The 19,574-nt window shown below is 40.3% G+C and carries 11 protein-coding genes and 1 other annotated feature; of the genes, 10 read left to right on the plus strand and 1 reads right to left on the minus strand.

Annotated elements, in window-relative coordinates; genetic code table 11:
- Positions 1-14: 14 nt before the first annotated feature.
- Together K1I61_RS00870 and K1I61_RS00875 are read left to right on the plus strand one after the other, a co-directional pair.
- Positions 15-7,253 carry an SIALI-17 repeat-containing surface protein gene (locus tag K1I61_RS00870; protein ID WP_223332725.1) on the plus strand — a complete coding sequence of 2,413 codons (7,239 nt, stop codon included), beginning with the start codon at positions 15-17 and terminating at the stop codon, positions 7,251-7,253.
- Positions 7,254-7,382: 129 nt separating this feature from the next.
- Positions 7,383-8,231, plus strand: coding sequence for an NAD(P)H-hydrate dehydratase (locus K1I61_RS00875; protein ID WP_223332726.1), 849 nt, complete (start codon positions 7,383-7,385; stop codon positions 8,229-8,231).
- Positions 8,232-8,254: 23 nt separating this feature from the next.
- On the opposite strand, the gene K1I61_RS00880 is transcribed toward K1I61_RS00875, so the two are convergent.
- Positions 8,255-8,440 carry a hypothetical protein gene (locus K1I61_RS00880; RefSeq protein WP_006152486.1) on the minus strand — a complete coding sequence of 62 codons (186 nt, stop codon included), beginning with the start codon at positions 8,438-8,440 and terminating at the stop codon, positions 8,255-8,257.
- 121 nt (positions 8,441-8,561) lie between these two features.
- On the opposite strand from K1I61_RS00880, the gene K1I61_RS00885 reads away from it, so the two are divergent.
- The 8 genes from K1I61_RS00885 to infC all read left to right on the plus strand — a co-directional run bounded on the left by K1I61_RS00885 (position 8,562) and on the right by infC (position 19,545).
- Positions 8,562-11,012, plus strand: a complete 2,451-nt coding sequence (locus K1I61_RS00885) for a bifunctional DnaQ family exonuclease/ATP-dependent helicase (RefSeq protein WP_223332727.1) — start codon at positions 8,562-8,564, stop codon at positions 11,010-11,012.
- Positions 11,013-11,045: 33 nt separating this feature from the next.
- Positions 11,046-12,269: an FtsW/RodA/SpoVE family cell cycle protein gene (locus K1I61_RS00890; protein ID WP_223332728.1), complete on the plus strand. Its 1,224-nt coding sequence runs from the start codon at positions 11,046-11,048 to the stop codon at positions 12,267-12,269.
- A gap of 10 nt (positions 12,270-12,279) precedes the next feature.
- Positions 12,280-12,828, plus strand: coding sequence for a DJ-1 family glyoxalase III (locus tag K1I61_RS00895; protein ID WP_223332729.1), 549 nt, complete (start codon positions 12,280-12,282; stop codon positions 12,826-12,828).
- 110 nt (positions 12,829-12,938) lie between these two features.
- Entirely contained in the window at positions 12,939-13,502 is a 564-nt protein-coding gene (locus K1I61_RS00900; protein WP_317627980.1) for an HAD family hydrolase, read from the plus strand.
- Between the two features lie 14 nt (positions 13,503-13,516).
- Positions 13,517-15,463 (plus strand): DNA topoisomerase (ATP-hydrolyzing) subunit B, encoded by a 1,947-nt coding sequence (gene gyrB / locus K1I61_RS00905; RefSeq protein WP_006152509.1) that lies wholly within the window; start codon positions 13,517-13,519, stop codon positions 15,461-15,463.
- Positions 15,464-15,543: 80 nt separating this feature from the next.
- On the plus strand, positions 15,544-17,271 hold the full coding sequence (ezrA, locus tag K1I61_RS00910) for a septation ring formation regulator EzrA (protein ID WP_223332733.1): 1,728 nt from the start codon (positions 15,544-15,546) through the stop codon (positions 17,269-17,271).
- A 115-nt stretch (positions 17,272-17,386) separates the two neighbouring features.
- Positions 17,387-18,781, plus strand: coding sequence for a peptidoglycan-N-acetylglucosamine deacetylase PgdA (gene pgdA, locus K1I61_RS00915; protein WP_006152516.1), 1,395 nt, complete (start codon positions 17,387-17,389; stop codon positions 18,779-18,781).
- A gap of 87 nt (positions 18,782-18,868) precedes the next feature.
- Positions 18,869-18,999: a sequence feature (ribosomal protein L20 leader region), on the plus strand.
- A 15-nt stretch (positions 19,000-19,014) separates the two neighbouring features.
- Positions 19,015-19,545, plus strand: a complete 531-nt coding sequence (gene infC, locus K1I61_RS00920; protein WP_004253871.1) for a translation initiation factor IF-3 — start codon at positions 19,015-19,017, stop codon at positions 19,543-19,545.
- Positions 19,546-19,574 lie beyond the last annotated feature (29 nt).

Genomic DNA, 19,574 nt, shown 5'->3' on the forward strand with positions numbered 1-19,574 from the left:
AGAAAGGAACCATAATGGATAAGAGATTTTTTGAAAAACGGTGTCATTTTAGTATTCGTAAATTTGCTATTGGTGCGGCTTCGGTTATGATTGGAGCTAGTATATTTGGTCTTCGGGTAGCACAAGCAGCTGAAACTGAAACGTCAAGTACCACTGAAGAAACAATTCATCAAGTTCAACCTTTGGATAAACTTCCAGATGATCTAGCTGCAGCTATTGCAAAAGCTGAGCAAAATGGCCCACAAGATTCCGCTACCGAAAAAGAAGAAAAAGATACGGATGAAGCAGCAAAACCAGTAACTGAAGATAAAGTAACTGAGGAAACCAGTCCTAAGGAAAAAAAGGAAGCGGAAGTAGTTAGCCCTAAGGAAGAAAAAACTGAAAAACCAGCTACTGAAGTGAATGAGAAAGAACCTATAGTGGCTGAAGTGAGTACTGAAAAGCCAGCAGTTTTGGAAGAACATACTGCTGAAGCTAATCAGAATAAACCAGTAACAAGTGATAAGGCTAAGGAAGAAAAAATATCTGCAACAGACTTACCTCAAGTTACCAAAGAGAAAGAAAAAGAAGACCAACTTTTACAGGAAAGAAAACAAAATTTCAATAAAGACTGGTATTTTAAATTAAATGCTCAGGGTGATTTTTCTAAGAAAGACGTGGACGTTCATGACTGGTCTAAGTTGAACCTTCCTCATGACTGGAGTATCTATTTTGATTTTGATCACAAGTCTCCTGCTCGAAATGAAGGTGGTCAATTAAATGGTGGGACTGCCTGGTATCGTAAGACCTTTACTGTAGACGAAGCTGCTAAGGATAAGGATGTTCGGATCAACTTTGACGGTGTCTACATGGACTCCAAGGTCTATGTCAATGGTAAATTTGTAGGTCATTATCCAAGTGGTTACAATCATTTTTCATATGATATCACTGAATTTTTAAATAAAGATGGCAGTGAGAATACTATTGCTGTTCAAGTTACCAATAAGCAACCAAGTAGTCGTTGGTACTCAGGAAGTGGTATCTATCGTGATGTGACGCTTAGCTACCGTGACAAGGTGCAGGTGGCTGAAAATGGAAATCATATTACAACTCCGAAATTAGCTCAACAAAAAGATGGCAATGTTGAAACACAAATCCAAAGTAAAATCAAAAATACTGCCAAGACTTTAGCCAAGGTATTTGTGGAGCAACAGATTTTTACTAAGGAAGGTAAGGCTGTTTCAGATTTAGTTCGTTCTGTAACCAAGAACCTAGCAGGAAATGAGACAGCTGACTTTAAGCAAACAATCTTAGTGAATAAGCCAACTCTCTGGACAACCAAAAGTTATCATCCTCAGCTCTATGTTCTGAAAACAAAGGTTTATAATGAAGGTCAGCTAGTTGATGTGACAGAAGATACTTTTGGTTATCGTTATTTCAACTGGACAGCTAAGGAGGGATTCTCTCTGAACGGTGAGAGAATGAAATTCCACGGGGTTAGTATCCACCATGATAATGGTGCCTTGGGGGCAGAAGAAAACTATAAGGCAACCTACCGTAAATTAAAACTCCTGAAAGATATGGGAGTTAACTCTATCCGTACGACTCACAATCCAGCAAGTCCACAGTTGCTAGATGCTGCTGCTAGTCTAGGACTTTTGGTGCAAGAAGAAGCCTTTGATACTTGGTATCGTGGTAAGAAAACGTATGACTATGGACGTTTCTTTGACCAAGATGCAACTCATCCAGAAGCCAAAAAGGGTGAGAAGTGGTCTGATTTTGATCTGAGAACCATGGTTGAACGAGATAAAAATAATCCTTCAATCATCATGTGGTCACTCGGTAATGAAGTGGATGAAGCAGATGGTGGAGAACGTTCACTAGAAACAGCCAAGCGTTTGAAAGCTGTTATCAAAGCAATCGATACAGAGCGCTATGTGACTATGGGTGAAAATAAATTCAGTCGTGCTTCTACAGGCTTGTTCTTAAAATTAGCAGCAATCATGGATGCTGTAGGTATGAACTATGGAGAGCGTTTTTACGATGCTGTTCGTAAAGCTCATCCAGATTGGTTGATTTACGGTTCTGAAACTTCCTCAGCAACTCGAACACGTGATTCCTACTTTTATCCTGCTAAAAATCTCTATCACGATAATCGTCCAAATCGTCATTATGAACAATCTGACTATGGTAATGACCGTGTAGCCTGGGGTAGAACAGCTACTGAATCTTGGACCTTTGACCGTGATCGTGCTGGCTATGCAGGTCAGTTCATCTGGACTGGTTTCGACTATATTGGTGAGCCTACACCTTGGCATAACCAAGATCATACACCAGTGAAAAGCTCTTACTTTGGTATCATTGATACAGCAGGCTTGCCTAAGAATGATTTTTACCTTTACCGCAGTGAATGGTATAGTGCCAAAGAAAAACCAACTGTTCGTATCATGCCTCACTGGAATTGGACAGAAGAAACGCTCAAGGAACGTAATATGCTTATCAATGGCAAGGTTCCAGTTCGGACCTTCTCAAACGCTGCTAGCGTAGAATTGTTCTTGAACAACGAGTCCCTTGGCAAGAAAGAATTTACTAAGAAAACTACTGCGGATGGTCGACCTTATCATGAAGGTGCAAACCCTGGTGAATTGTATCTTGAGTGGTTGGTGGAATATAAACCAGGCACCTTGACTGCTATTGCTCGTGATGAAAATGGTAAAGAGATTGCGCGTGACAGTGTAACAACAGCAGGAGAACCTGCTAGAGTTCGTCTCACCAAGGAAGAACATGTTATCACTGCAGACGGTAAAGATTTGTCTTATATCCATTATGAAATTGTTGATGAAGACGGCAATGTTGTACCAACTGCCAATAATCTTGTTCATTTCAATCTTCACGGGCAAGGTCAGATCGTTGGTGTGGATAATGGAGAACAAGCTAGCCGTGAACGTTATAAAGCTCAGAAAGACGGCACATGGCAGAGAAAAGCCTTCAATGGTAAAGGTGTTGTCATTGTAAAATCTACTGAAAAAGAAGGAAAATTTACTCTTTATGCTGATTCTGCAGGTTTAGCTTCTGATCAGGCGACGGTTACAACCGTTTCAGGTAAGAAAGAAAACCGTCATTTTGTCGCTTTTGCCCCTGTTAAGGCGACTACTGATGTCAGCGAAAATCCTAAATTGCCGGAAACTGTAACAGCTATTTATAGTGATGGTAGTGTCGAAGAAAAAGCTGTGGTTTGGGCAATCCCAGATGATCTCCTTACAAGTGCTGGTGAGAAAAAAGTTCTTGGTAGTGTGGAAGGTCTCGAAGCTAAGGCTGAAGCTCTTGTTAAGGTCATTGCACTTGATAAGTGGTTGCCTAAAGTTGCAACTGTACCAGTTGGTACAGCTACAGAGGATTTGGATAAAACGGTAACGGCTGTTTTGTCAGATGGTAACTTGGTTGATGCGGATGTCGTTTCTTGGACCTTGAAAGATCCTTCTGCCTTGACAAAAGAAGGTGGACGTACTGAAGCAACTGGTAAATTGGAAGGCAATGACTACGAGGTTACGGCAACCTTTATCGCAAGTGACAAGGAAACAGAAAACACTGTTACAGGACTCACGGTTGGAGATAAGTCTCTTGAAAACTTTGAGCCTGGAAAGACCTACTACCGAGTATCCCTTCCTTACAGTGCTGAGATTCCAAGTGTCGGAGCACAGACAAGAGGCTATCAGGTAACAGTTCAACAAGCTTCAGCAGCTAATGATTATCAGGCTTCTGTATTCTTGAGTGACCAAAAGGGCGATTTGGTTCAAACTTACTTGATTCAATTTGTGAAAGAAGCCCCTGCCTTGACACGCTTGGAAGTAAGTGTAGAAGGAAAAGAGACTGCAACAGAAGATCAAGTCCTTCCTTATCATGTCATTGGGCATTACGAAGATGGTTCACAGACTGAATTTTCAGCATCAGATATTCACTTGGATGCTAGCTCTACTGATGGTGGGCATCTGGAGGTAAATGGTCAGAACTTGCTACTTTACACTAAAGGTAGTGTGACGCTCACACCTCGTATTGAACATCAAACAGAGAAGACACAATCTGTAGCCACCGTAGTGGTCATCAAAGAAAACAAAGTAGCTAAGAAAATTGTTAAGCTTCATCCTGTTTCAATCTCTACAGATATCAATCAGCAACCGAATTTACCTGATCAAATCGGAGCAGAATTTGACAAAGGTTTGCCTCGTAAGCTAGCTGTAACTTGGGACAAGGTGGATGAAAAAGAACTCGCTGGCTATCATAGCTTTACCCTTAAAGGTCATGTCGAAGGTACAGATATTGAAGCTGTGGCAAATGTGACTGTTGAAGGTTTGCAGGTTGCTGAAGAAATCAGCCTCACTCTTCCTAAGGGTGAAACGGTTCAATTACCAGCTAACGTTCGTGCCTACCATTCTAATGGAACAACTGTCTATAATGATGTCGTTTGGGATAAGGTGCCAGCTAACTTTAGTCAAACTGAAGGAATCTTTGAAATCAAAGGTCAATTGGTTGGTAGCACTCTAACTACCAAGGCTCATGTTCGTGTTTCCAGTCAGGTTGTTGCGGGAAATAATATTTCGAAACAATGGACAGGTTCACAATTGCCAGCAGCTATCGTATCCAATACTGGTGGAGATGATTCGGCAAATACTCTGAACGACTTGACCGTTTCAAGAGCCAATACAGATGTCAAAAATCGATGGACAACATGGCAAACAAATACAGATAATGATTGGGCATCTATCTTGTTTGGTAACTCAGGCGATTTAACCAAGCGCTTTGTAGACAATCTTTCAGTTGATTTCTATACAGATGGTGCGATTGGACTTCCAAAAGAATATGTTATTGAATACTACGTTGGTCAAGAAATTCCAGATTTGCCAACTGATGTCAATCATGCTCAAGGAGATGCCAACCATCCATTTAACAATGCTGCCAACTGGAAAGAGGTTGAACATCTCAAAGCACCAGGACAATTATCCGCAAGTCAAACTAACCACTTTACGTTTGACAAGGTTGAGACCTATGCCGTTCGTATTCGCATGAAGAAAGCAAATGGAACGGATGGTGTCGGTTTGACCGAAATCACTATCTTGGGAAATAAGGTTCCAAGTGCTACAAGTTCAGAGATTTCTATTAGAGTAGACGGTCAGAAGCTGGAACATTTCAATCCAGCTAAGACAGACTACCATATTCCTCAAGCTAGCAAAGTGATTACTGCAACAGCAAGCGACAATGGTTTGGTAACAATCGTTCCTGCTACAAGCCCAGAAGGAGCAACACGTCTCATTTTGAAGGCAGAAGACGGAACCATCTTGAAAGAGTACCGCATTTTCCGTGATGGTCAAAAAGAATCTACGCAACCAGTAGCTGCCGAAAATGCTGCCATGACATTGAGTGTTGGCGATAAGCTTCAATTACCTACAGAAGTGACAGTCTACTATCCATCAGAAACAGATTGGAAAACAGATAAACTAGCCGTAGAATGGGATGCAGTCCCTGAACATACGACAGACCAGGAAGGCACCTTTGAAGTGCTTGGTCATATCCTAGGAACAGACTTGACAACTAAGATTCAAGTAACCGTTTTGGCAAGAGGAAATCAAGTTATCTCTGAGAACGCAAGCAATAATGCGACCGACTCTAAAGCCTTTGCCTCTACTACAAACGATACCGATGCCGCTTCTAATGATAGAATCTTCTATATCAACGATGGGCGATTTAATGAGGATGGACGTTGGACTAACTGGTCTCGTACTCCAAAAGATCAGGAAGTGTCGGTAGGAGTTCTCTTTAAGAAGAATGGTCAGATTACACCTCGCTCTGTAGGAAAAGTAGCAATTCAGTTCTTCAAAGACAGTGGAACAGATGCACCAGCGACAATGGTACTCGAAAGATATGTTGGACCAACTTATTCTGAACCAAGCACCATTTCACGTTATGAAGAAAATGCTGATCATCCGTTTAACAAGGCAGAAAATTGGCAAGAAATTCCTTATAAGGCATCTGGAGCAATCGAGGCTGGTAAACCAATTGAATTTACCTTTGATCCGATTCAGACAACCGCTATTCGCGCACGTATGACTCGCAAATCAACCACTAATGGTCTCGCAATGGTTGAGTTTAGTGCCTATTCTCCAGCCAAAGCCAGTGATTCAGAAACACCTGCAGTGACCATTTCAGTTGCAGGAAAAGCATTGGAAAACTTTGATCCTGCGGTTTCAGAATATCGATTAACTGCTAATGGAGCGAAACCAGAGGTGACTGTCCAAACAAGCGGTCACGGTGTAGCGACTGTCGTTGAGTCAAATCAAGGCAATCTTCCAACACTTGTTCGACTCCTTGCTAAAGATGGTAGTCTTGTGAAAGAATATCGACTTCACTTTGAAGCTGGTTCAGAAGCTAGTCATGCAGTGGATGATCAAGCTCTTGTTTTAGACCGTCCAAGTCTAGAAGTTGAGAAAGCTGTCATTCCATTCAAGGAAATTATTCGTGAGAATAGTGACTTAGCCAAAGATGAACGGCGTATCGTCTCAGAAGGTCAAAATGGAGAAAAGGTAGACTACGTCGAAGTATTAGGAACAAGTCGTAAGGTTGTTCATACTGAAACAAGAGATGCAAAAGATCAAATTGTTGAAGTAGGAGTGAAAGCAATTGTTACAAGTAGCAAGGGTGACGATCCTGCTCCAGTTCTTGAAGTTCCAGAGTATACGGACCCTATTGGAACTGTAGGTGAGGAGCCAGCCCCAATAGTAGAAGTCCCAGAATATAGCAACTCTATCGGTACTGCAGGAGACCAAGCAGCCCCAATTGTTGAAGTTCCAGAGTTTAAAGGCGGAGCTAATTGGGTCGAAGCCGCTAAAAATGAAGTACCAGAGTTCAAGGGCGGAGCTAATTGGGTTGAAGCTGCTAAAAATGAAGTGCCTGAATTCAAGGGTGGAGTCAATGCTGTGCAAGCAGACAAGAACGAACTCCCAGAATATACAGGAACTCTAGGAACCGCAGGAGACCAAGTGGCTCCAACAATCGACAAACCTGTTGCAGATATTCGAGGTTTATCTGATAAACCTTCAGAAACTCAGGCTTCTGCTGAGCAGACTCAGGGTTCACAAGTTCTTGGAAATGCTTCGGAAAAAGCAGACTCAGCAAGACTTCCAGAAACTGGGGAAAGTCAATCAGATACAGCTATTTTCCTAGCAGGTCTCAGTCTAGCCTTATCAGCAGCATTCCTAAATGGGAAACGCAAGGAAGAATAATGATTCATAACTCACTATTCTCAAAAGGCTGATTATTAAAAAAAAGGAGAAGACTATATAGTCTTCTCCTTTATTAATTGGGTAGTGAGGTGTATAATGAAAGTAAGAGAAAGCATGAAGGAGTAAATTATGAAAGTCATTGATCAGGCTCTACTGAAAAAAGTAATCATTGAGCGTCCTCTTTCTAGTCATAAGGGAGACTACGGTCGTCTTCTCTTGATTGGAGGAACGTATCCTTATGGGGGAGCGATTATTATGGCTGCTTTAGGGGCGGTTAGAAGCGGTGCAGGCTTGGTGACAGTAGCAACGGATAAAGAGAATATTCCAGCTCTGCATAGCCATCTGCCGGAGGCTATGGCTTTTGACCTTGGTGATAAGCAATTACTGGAGCAACAGTTTCAGAAGGCTAATATTGTCTTGGTCGGACCTGGACTAGTGGATGATGAGCGTGGAGAAGAGCTTCTCCAAACAGTCTTTCATCATTCAAATCAAGACCAGACCCTCATACTGGATGGTGGCGCCCTATCCATTTTTGCTAAGACGGGAATGAAATTTCCTAAGGCTCAGCTTGTTTTAACTCCACACCAAAGGGAATGGCAAGTCTTGTCGGGCTTAGATTTGGATTCCCAAGGAACTGAGGAAACAGGAGAGACTTTGAAGAGATTTTCTTCAGGAACGATTCTAGTTCAAAAAGGTCCTGATACTCGAATTTGGCAGGCCGGGCATGCAGATTTTTATCAGCTAAGTGTAGGAGGTCCCTATCAGGCAACTGGGGGCATGGGAGATACCTTGGCTGGGATGATTGCTGGCTTTGCTGGTCAATTTCCTCAAGTTAGCCTCTATGACAGGGTCACTGTAGCAACATATCTGCACTCAGCAATTGCTCAAGAATTAGCTGAGGACAACTTTGTAGTTCTACCAACCACGATTAGTCAACAGATTCCTGCATTCATGAAAAAAATACAAAAAGACACCTGAAAATAATAGGTGTCTTTTGACTATTAGAAGAGGCCTTTGACCTTATCTACAAGACCGTCAAGTCCTTCTGAACCTGAAACCAAAGCTTGAGCTTGGCTAAGGTACTCACCGAGTTGATCCTTGTTTTCTTCAACAAATGTTTTTGCTGCAGAAAAATCTTTGTTCTCAACGAGTTCCTTTACTTGATTAAACAAATCTAATGGGTTCATGATGTCCCTCCTTCTCTACAATTCTATTCAATCATTTTTTTTCGAATCTTGCAAGAAACTTGACTCTTCAAATAAAGTTCAGGGGTGTCAAATGGTGCAAATTTTGATATAATTTTTAGTGATGAATTTTAGAAATAATCGGTATGTGGTTGTTGATTTAGAAGCTACAAGTACCGGAAGCAAGGCAAAAATCATCCAAGTGGGAATTGTAGTCATTGAAGATGGTGAGATTGTTGAGCAGTATGCGACTGATGTCAACCCTCATGAACACTTGGATTCTCATATCAAAGAATTAACGGGTTTGACTGATAAACGTTTGGCAAAGGCTCCAGAGTTTTCTCAGGTGGCTGAAAAAATTTTTGAACTGGTCAAAGACGGTATTTTTGTTGCGCACAATGTTCAATTCGATGCTAATTTGTTGGCAGAGTTCCTCTTTTTTGAGGGTTATGAATTGCGAACGCCTCGTATCGATACAGTTGAGTTGGCTCAAGTATTTTACCCTCAGCTTGAGAAGTATAATCTCGGCATTCTTTGCCAAGAGTTGGGGATTCCTCTAGAGCAAGCCCATTCAGCTCTATCTGATGCCCAAGCAACAGCAGAACTCTTTCTTTGTATGAGACAAAAGATGTTTGGACTGCCAAAAGGGTTGTTGGAGCGCTTATTGAGTTTATCAGACAGTTTACTCTATGAATCTTACCTAGTCATCGAGGAGGTTTATCAGAAGCAGTCTCTTCTCGTTGAGCATGATTTGGTAGAAGTGCAAGGCTTATTCTTAAGAAAAGAAAAGCCAGTCCTTTCTCCACGCAAACTCTCAAGAGATTTCCAAACTAATATTGCCTTGCTAGGTTTGGAGGAGAGAAGTCAACAAGAAGAATTTGCCCAAAAGGTTCAAGAGTTTTTACAAGGGGAAGCCATTTCCTTTATTCAGGCTCAAACAGGAATTGGGAAAACCTATGGTTACCTGCTGCCGGCCTTGTCACTTGAGAATGAAGAGGGAATCCTACTCAGTGTTCCGACTAAAATCCTTCAAAATCAGGTGATGCAAGAGGAGGCTAAAAAACTAGAAGAGATTTTCCATATCTCTATTCATAGTCTTAAAGGTCCTCAGAATTACTTGAAGCTAGATGCCTTTCATGCAGCGCTAGAGGAAGAAGAGTCCAATCGTTTGTATACTCGTTTCAAGATGCAACTTCTAGTTTGGTTGACAGAGACAGATACAGGAGATTTAGACGAGATTGGTCAGCTATATCGCTACCAGCAGTTTTTACCGAACTTGGTTCATGATGGCAACCTTCACAAAGACTCTCTCTTTTGGCTAGAGGATTTTTGGAAACGAGGTCAGGACAAGGCTCGTTCTTGCAAGTTGCTTGTGACCAATCATGCTTACCTCGTTACTCGACTTGAAGATGATCCTAGTCTCTTAGAAGGGCGTCTCTTGATTTTAGATGAAGCCCAGAAAATCTTGTTGACATTGGAAAATCTTTCTCGAAAATCTTATTTGCTAACAGATTTGGTGGAGCAACTAGATCAAGCTCTATTGAGGGAAGAAGGTATGCTTCAAAGACGCTTGCTAGAAAGTATTGGTTTTGAAGTTTCTTACCTACTCGATCAGTTCTTATCTGGTAAACGTAGGATGTGTCCAGCTAGTAGCATTGACAAGCTCCGCCAAGATTTTTCTGAGTTGAATTTACCAGAATTTAAAGACTATCAGAGATTTTTAACATCTGAGGGAGAATTTTGGTTATCGACTTCAGATGTGTCTAATAAGAAGGTTGAAATCACTTCTAGTCGCAATCATCGTTTGCTCTTTTCTCAGATTTTCCCAGAATCCTGTCAACTTTTAGGAATCTCTGCAACCCTTGAAATTAGTAGTAGGGTTTCTTTACCAGAATTGTTAGGTTTTCCTCAAGCTGCCTTTTACTGCATGGACGAACAGTTTCAGGAAAATCAGGAAATCTTGTTGGTGAATGATTTTCCGTTGGTGACAGAAATTTCATCCGAGGAATATGCACAAGCTATTGGAGAAGTTCTAGAAGAATTATTCCAGCTTGAAGAACCCATTCTAGTCTTATTTACTGCAAAAGATTTATTGTTGCAAGTTTCAGATGCTTTGAGGGTTCCCCATCTGGCCCAGTACAAGCACGGTGAACCTGCCCAATTGAAAAAACGCTTTGAAAGAGGCGAGCGTGAGCTCTTGCTTGGTGCGGGAAGTTTTTGGGAAGGTGTCGATTTTTCAAGACATCCTCGAGTGATTGAAGTGGTGACTCGTTTGCCTTTCCAAAATCCAGAAGATCCCTTTACTAAAAAGATGAATCAAGAACTTCGTTTGGAAGGGAAGAATCCTTTTTACGATTATCAGCTTCCTATGGCTATTATTCGCCTCAAGCAAGCGATTGGAAGAACCATGCGTCGAGTGGGGCAACGCTCTGCAGTTCTGATTCTAGATAGTCGCATGGCAAGTAAACGCTATGGTAAGCAAATCAGCAAGTCTTTGGCTCGAAGCAATCGTGTTAGAGTCATTAGCCGAGAGCAAGCATTCTCAAAAGTTCAAGAATTTTTAAATAAACAATGAAATGAATACCTGAAAGAATGAAGGAGGCCTTTTATGAAACGTTCTCTCGACTCTAGGGTCGATTATAGTTTAATATTACCAGTATTTTGTTTGTTGGTGATTGGAGTTGTAGCTATTTATATAGCAGTTAGTCATGACTACCCAAACAATGTTTGGCCCATACTTGGACAACAACTGGCTTGGATATCGCTAGGAATTGTTTTTAGCTTCATAGTCATGTTTTTTAACACAAAATTTCTCTGGCAGTCCACACCTTATTTATATGGACTCGGTCTAGCCTTGATGATCTTGCCTTTAGTCTTCTACAACCCGAGTTTAGTAGCTGCAACTGGTGCGAAAAACTGGGTGTCAATCGGTGGTTATACACTCTTTCAACCTTCCGAATTCATGAAGATATCCTATATTTTGATGTTGGCATACGTTATCGTAACCTTTACCAAGAAACATAAAGACAAAGAACGAACGATTGGCCTAGATTTTCTATTGATTTTGTGGATGATCGTTTTCACGATGCCAGTTATGGTTTTACTAGCCTTGCAAAGTGACCTTGGGACAGCTATGGTTTTTGTCGCAATCTTTGCAGGACTTGTCTTATTGTCTGGTGTTTCTTGGAAGATTATTATTCCAATTTTTGTCGCAGTTGTATCGGCGATTGCAGGCTTCCTAGCAATCTTTATCACAAAAGACGGGCGTGCCTTTATGCATCAGATTGGGATGCCAACTTATCAGATAAATCGTATCCTAGCTTGGCTCAATCCCTTTGATTATGCCCAAACGACTACCTATCAACAGGCGCAGGGTCAAATTGCGATTGGTAGCGGTGGAATTTTTGGTCAAGGCTTTAATGTGTCTAATCTCCTTATTCCAGTCCGCGAGAGTGATATGATTTTCACAGTAATTGCGGAAGACTTTGGATTTATTGGTTCAGTTGTAGTGGTTGCACTATACCTACTGCTCATCTATCGCATGTTAAAGATTACCCTAAAATCCAATAATCAATTTTATACCTACATTTCAACTGGATTTATCATGATGCTCTTGTTCCATATCTTTGAAAATATTGGTGCGGTTACTGGTCTTCTTCCTCTGACAGGGATTCCTTTACCCTTTATTTCTCAAGGGGGTTCCGCTATTATCAGTAATCTAATTGGTGTCGGTTTGCTGTTATCGATGAGCTACCAAACCCATTTGGCTGATGAAAAGAGTGGCCGAACAAGATTCAAACGTAAAAAAGTTGTACTGAAGAAAGTGAAATAAGGAGGTCGCTATGCCAAAAGTTGCAGTTATCCTAGCAAATGGCTTTGAAGAAATTGAAGCCTTGACTGTCGTAGACGTCTTGCGCCGCGCAAATATCACCTGCCATATGGTAGGATTTGAAGATACAGTGACAGGTTCACATGCCATTCAAGTTCAAGCCGATCGAGTGTTTGATGGTAATTTATCAGAGTATGACATGATTGTCCTTCCAGGAGGTATGCCTGGTTCTGCCCACTTGCGGGACAATGAACAATTGATCACTGAACTTCAAAAATTTGAGAAAATCGGTAAAAAGGTAGCAGCCATCTGTGCGTCTCCAATTGCTTTGAATCAGGCAGGTCTACTAGAAGGTAGAAACTTCACCTGCTATGATGGAGTCCAGGAACAAATTGCTAACGGTCACTACCATAAAGAAACAGTAGTAGTGGATGGGAATGTTATCACTAGCCGTGGTCCAGCAACAGCTTTGGCTTTTGCCTATCACTTAGTTGATACGCTTGGCGGAGATGCGGAATCTCTAAGAAATGGCATGCTCTATACAGACGTATTTGGAAAATAATAAAGAAACTGAGAAGGATCTCTCTTACTTGAGAAGATTCTTCTCTTTTTTAATGGCAAAAACCAAGGTAAACATCGCTTTTTTTATAAAAAAATGGTATAATGAAGGGTATGAAATATCACGATTACATCTGGGATTTAGGTGGAACCCTGCTTGATAATTATGAAACTTCTACAGCAGCTTTTGTAGAAACATTAGCAGAGTTCGGGATTGAGCAGGAACACGATAGTGTTTACGAAGCTTTGAAGGTTTCGACTGCCTTTGCTATCGAAAAATATGCTCCAGGTATTGAAAACTTTCTTGAGAAATATAAGGAAAATGAAGCCCGTGAGCTGGAACACCCAGTTTTGTTTGATGGGATCCCGGCTCTCTTGAAAGAAATTTCGGACCAAGGTGGCCGTAACTTCTTGGTTTCTCATCGAAACGATCAGGTATTGGAGATTCTAGCGAAAACTGAGATAGCTCCTTACTTTACAGAAGTAGTGACGGCTAGTTCAGGTTTTAAACGCAAACCTGATCCTGAATCGATGATTTATTTACGTGATAAGTATCATATAACGTCAGGTCTAGTCATTGGTGACCGTGCCATTGATGTAGAAGCAGGACATGCTGCAGGCTTAGATGCCTATCTCTTTGAGGATGTTGTGTCCTTAAAACAAGCAATAGACATGTAAGAAAAAGGGGAAAAATGACAGAAGATATTAAAAACCAACAGGCACAAGATTATGATGCCAGTCAAATTCAAGTTTTGGAAGGTCTGGAAGCTGTTCGTATGCGTCCAGGGATGTATATTGGTTCAACTGCCAAAGAAGGTCTTCACCACCTAGTATGGGAAATCGTAGATAACTCTATCGACGAAGCCTTGGCTGGATTCGCTAGTCATATCGAAGTTTTTATTGAGCCAGATGATTCGATTACAGTTATTGACGATGGTCGTGGAATTCCAGTTGATATCCAAGAAAAAACAGGACGTCCTGCCGTTGAAACAGTCTTTACTGTTCTTCACGCCGGAGGTAAATTCGGCGGTGGCGGATACAAGGTATCTGGTGGACTCCATGGTGTAGGGTCATCGGTTGTAAATGCTCTTTCTACTCAGTTGGATGTTCGCGTTCATAAAAATGGAAAGATTCACTACCAAGAATACCGTCGTGGACATGTTGTTGCAGACCTTGAGGTGATCGGGGATACGGATAAAACAGGAACAATCGTTCACTTTACTCCAGACCCAGAAATTTTTACAGAAACAACGACATTTGACTTTGATAAATTAAATAAACGGATTCAAGAGTTAGCCTTTTTGAATCGCGGTCTTCAAATCTCCATCACGGATAAACGTGAAGGGCTTGAACAAACCAAACATTATCACTACGAAGGTGGGATTGCGAGCTACGTTGAGTACATCAATGAAAACAAGGATGTTATTTTTGAAAATCCAATCTACACAGATGGTGAAATGGATGACATTACAGTAGAAGTTGCTATGCAGTATACAACGGGTTACCATGAAAATGTCATGAGTTTCGCTAACAATATTCATACCCATGAAGGTGGGACACACGAACAAGGTTTCCGTACAGCATTAACTCGTGTTATTAATGACTATGCTCGTAAAAACAAACTTCTAAAAGATAACGAAGATAACCTAACAGGTGAGGATGTCCGTGAAGGATTGACAGCCGTTATCTCTGTGAAGCATCCAAACCCTCAGTTTGAAGGACAAACTAAGACCAAACTTGGAAATAGTGAAGTTGTGAAGATTACCAATCGCCTCTTCAGCGATGCATTTTCTGACTTCCTTTTGGAAAATCCACAGATTGCTAAGCGAATCGTTGAAAAAGGGATTTTGGCTGCCAAAGCGCGTGTTGCTGCCAAGCGTGCGCGTGAAGTTACACGTAAGAAATCTGGTTTAGAAATTTCAAATCTTCCAGGAAAATTAGCGGACTGTTCATCAAACAATCCAGCTGAAACTGAACTTTTCATCGTCGAAGGAGACTCTGCAGGAGGTTCTGCAAAATCAGGACGTAATCGTGAGTTCCAAGCCATCTTACCAATTCGTGGTAAAATCCTTAACGTTGAAAAGGCAACTATGGATAAAATCCTTGCTAATGAGGAGATTCGCAGTCTTTTCACAGCTATGGGAACAGGATTTGGCGCTGAGTTCGATGTTAGCAAAGCTCGCTATCAAAAACTGGTTATCATGACAGATGCTGATGTCGATGGCGCCCATATTCGTACTCTCTTGTTAACTCTGATTTATCGTTATATGAAACCTGTTCTAGAGGCTGGTTATGTTTATATCGCTCAACCACCAATTTACGGTGTCAAAGTTGGTAGTGAGATTAAAGAGTATATTCAACCTGGAGCAGACCAAGAAATCCGCCTACAAGAAGCCCTAGCTCGCTATAGCGAAGGTCGTTCTAAACCAACCATTCAACGTTATAAAGGTCTTGGAGAGATGGATGACCACCAACTTTGGGAAACTACTATGAATCCTGAACATCGTCTCATGGCTCGTGTATCAGTAGATGACGCTGCAGAAGCAGATAAGATTTTTGATATGCTCATGGGTGATCGAGTAGAACCACGTCGAGAATTTATCGAAGAAAACGCTGTTTACAGTACTCTTGACGTATAAAAATATTGGGAAATAGTTCCCAAGGTTTGAAAAATATGATATAATCATTACAATTGTGTCATGTATAAAAGGAGTTTGATATGTCAAATAATCAGTTGATTATTACTTTGATTGGAATTGCAGTCCTGCTTCTTATTGCTTTTGCAGTAGCAATTTTGCTACGTAAACGAAATGAGAGTAGACTTGCAGCTTTAGAAGAAAAAAAAGAAGAACTATATAACCTTCCTGTTAATGATGAGGTAGAGGTTGTAAAAAACATGCATCTGATTGGTCAAAGTCAGGTTGCTTTTAGAGAATGGAACCAAAAATGGGTAGATTTGTCTCTGAACTCTTTTGCAGATATCGAGAATAACCTCTTTGAAGCTGAAGGATACAATAACTCATTCCGTTTTTTGAAAGCTAAGCACCAGATTGATCAAATTGAAAGTCAAATCCAACTTGTTGAAGAAGATATTGCAGCAATTCGTAATGCCTTGTCTGAGTTGGAAAAACAAGAGTCAAAAAATAGTGGACGTGTTCTGCATGCCCTAGATTTATTTGAGAAACTACAAAACACTGTAGCTGAAGATCCTGATAAATATGGTCAAGCTCTTCCAGAAATTGAAAAACAATTGGAGAACATCCAATCTGAGTTTTCTCAATTTGTAACTTTGAATTCATCAGGGGATCCGGTTGAAGCAGCAGGCATTTTAGATAACGCTGAAAATCATATTTTAGCTTTGACACATATCGTTGAAAGAATTCCAGCGATTGTCACTAAGCTTACTACTGAATTGCCAGAACAACTTGAAGATTTAGAAGCAGGTTATCGCAAGCTTTTAGATGAAAACTACCATTTTGTAGAAACTGATATCGAATCTCGTCTTCAACTTCTTTATGAAGCCTTGAAGAATAATCACGAAAATATCCGTACATTGGAGTTGGATAATGCAGAGTATGAAAACACTCAAATCCAAGAAGAAATCAATGCACTTTATGATATTTTCACTCGTGAAATTGCAGCCCATAAAGCTTTTGAGAAATTGGTAACTACCCTTCCTACCTATCTTAAACACTTGAAAGAAAACAATCAGGTACTAGTTAAAGATATCGAACGTCTTGGGAAAACCTATTTGATTTCAGAAAGCGATGTGAATCGAGTTCGTCGTCTTCAAGCTGATATCTCAGCCTTGAATGCTACTATTGAAGAAATGACTCATGCAGAGTCAGAAGTTTCAGAAGCATATTCTGTCTTACAAGAACGTTTGGAAAATCTCCAATCTACATTAAAAGATATTGAAGATGACCAAATCGGTGTTAGTGAACGTCTCGTTAAAATTGAAAAAGATGACATCAATGCTCGTCAAAAAGCAAATGTATATGTCAACCGTCTCCATACGATTAAACGCTACATGGAGAAGAGAAATCTTCCAGGAATTCCACAAAAATTCTTGAAGCTCTTCTTTGATGCAAGTCACAGTACAGAAGACTTGATGGCTGAGCTGGAACAAGCGCAAGTGAATATCGAATCTGTGAATCGCATCCTTGAGATTGCGACAAATGATATGAATATGTTAGAAGAAGAAACATACAGTATCGTTCAAAATGCAACATTGACAGAACAATTGCTTCAATATTCGAACCGTTACAGATCATTTGATGATCGTATTCAACAAGCTTTCCAAGAAGCTTTGAATATCTTTGAAACAACATTTGATTATCAAGCATCTTTCGAAAAAATCTCTCAAGCATTAGAAGTTGCTGAGCCTGGTGTTACCAATCGCTTCGTTACTTCTTATGAAAAAACAAGAGAAAGTATTCGTTTCTAATTTATAAAAGAATCCTAGATTTTTCTAGGGTTCTTTTACTTTTCTTTACCTATTTTAAATCTTTTTCTGCCATGTTTTCATTGAAATTATAGTTCATATTTGATATGATAAGACTATGACAAAAAAGAGATTACCCCAGAATAAAGTAAAGAAGAAAAACAATAAAAAACTTGGCATTCTTGTCTTGCTTTTGTTTTTCACAATGATAGCACTCGGTGGTGTGGTTGCCTATAAAGTGCTGAATAAACAAGCCTTTGAACAGAAGATTGAGAACCTCAAGAAGGAAAAAGATGACGCCTACTCCCAAGGAAGTCAAAAAGAGCATTTCCGCAAAGAGAAATCTGAAATTATCACCTATTATCCACTAGTTGGAGACAGCCTTATTTCCTCTGTCAAAGATATCATCGTAAAAGACATCACTGACAAAGTAGAAGGTAAAGAACAGTTGTTTTTTTATTACTCAGAAAAAGGGGATTCCTCTTTAACTGGGGTTGAAAATCGTTTGATTAAAAAACAGGCCTATGACTTGGCAAATTCTAATGTCGTTGAATTAGAAAATACTACTTTAGACCAGCTGTATCTGAAAGAGGATGGCTCTATCTTTACCTTGGATCAATTCTTTACAGACCCATCCACAGCCAAAGAAAAAGTCCTTGAGGGAGTTAAGTCAACTCTCCAAGATAAAAAAGTAGATCAATCAGTTGTTGACCAAGTTTTAGCTGATTTCTCAGCTGCAGAATTGTCAAGCTGGAAGTTTGCTTACAAAGATAGTCAATTGGTTCTATATCCAGTCAAAGCAATGACTAATGTAGAAGAAATAGCAATGCCTATTTCAGATTTCTTTGATTATATTCAAACATCCTATCTAACAGAAAAAGATGCTGAACTTTATAAAAAAGTTCAAGCGGAAAAACATAAAAAAGTGGTAGCTCTTACCTTTGATGATGGTCCTGATGGTAATACAACACCACAAGCCTTGGATATCTTAGCTAAGTACAAAATCAAAGCAACCTTCTTTGTCCAAGGGAAAAATATTGCAGGTAATGAAGCTATCCTCAAACGTATGCAGGCTGAGGGGCATGAAGTCGGAAATCATAGTTGGAACCATCCAGTTTTAACACAACTCTCATTAGAAGATGCTAAGAAACAAATTACGGATACAGAATCAGCAATCACTAGTGTTCTCGGAAAGAGTTCAAAATTGATGCGCCCACCATATGGTGCCATCTCAGATGATATCCGTAATAGTCTTGATTTGAGCTTTATTATGTGGGATGTCGATAGCTTAGACTGGAAGAGTAAAAACGAAGCAGCCATTCTAACAGAAATTCAACGTCAGACGACTGATGGTTCTATTATATTGATGCATGATATTCACCAGACGTCAGTAAATTCACTACCAAAGGTTATTGAATATTTGCAGGGACAAGGGTATAGCTTTGTTACAGTCTCTGAGTTACTAGGGAATCATGTGAAACCACATGAGATATACTATTCTCGTAACCAATAGTTGAAATTAAATTCAAATATTAGAAAAAATTAAAAAAGATTATTTTTATCTTGACAAGTAGGGAAAAACTTGATATCATATACAAGATGAGAAAAGCAGAAGTGAGAACTTCTCGCCTTGCGACTAACGTTGTCTGGCCCCTACAGATCAAGTTTCAGAAATGAACTATAATCATGTAGAGCGGATTTGCGTTAGCAAGTCCGCTCTTGTTTTTCTCTAAAATAAAAAAAGAGGTGAAAACCATAGCAAAGCAAGACTTATTCATCAATGATGAAATTCGTGTACGTGAAGTTCGCTTAATCGGTCTTGAGGGCGAACAATTGGGTATCAAACCACTTGGTGAAGCGCAAGCACTTGCGGACGACGCTAATGTGGACTTGGTTCTCATTCAACCTCAAGCTAAACCTCCTGTTGCGAAAATTATGGACTATGGTAAGTTCAAATTTGAGTACCAGAAGAAACAAAAAGAGCAACGCAAAAAACAAAGCGTTGTGACCGTGAAAGAAGTTCGATTGAGCCCAGTTATTGATAAGGGTGATTTCGATACGAAACTTCGCAGTGCTCGCAAGTTCCTTGAAAAAGGGAACAAAGTGAAGGTTTCCATTCGCTTTAAGGGTCGTATGATTACCCATAAAGAGATTGGAGCAAAAGTTTTAGCCGATTTCGCTGAAGCAACTCAAGATATTGCTATCATCGAACAACGTGCTAAAATGGATGGTCGTCAAATGTTCATGCAGTTGGCCCCAGCAACTGACAAGAAATAATCTGTCAGAAAGTTAAAAAAAGGAGAAAA

The sequence above is a fragment of the Streptococcus infantis genome (assembly GCF_019929665.1).
Lineage (GTDB): Bacteria > Bacillota > Bacilli > Lactobacillales > Streptococcaceae > Streptococcus > Streptococcus infantis_H.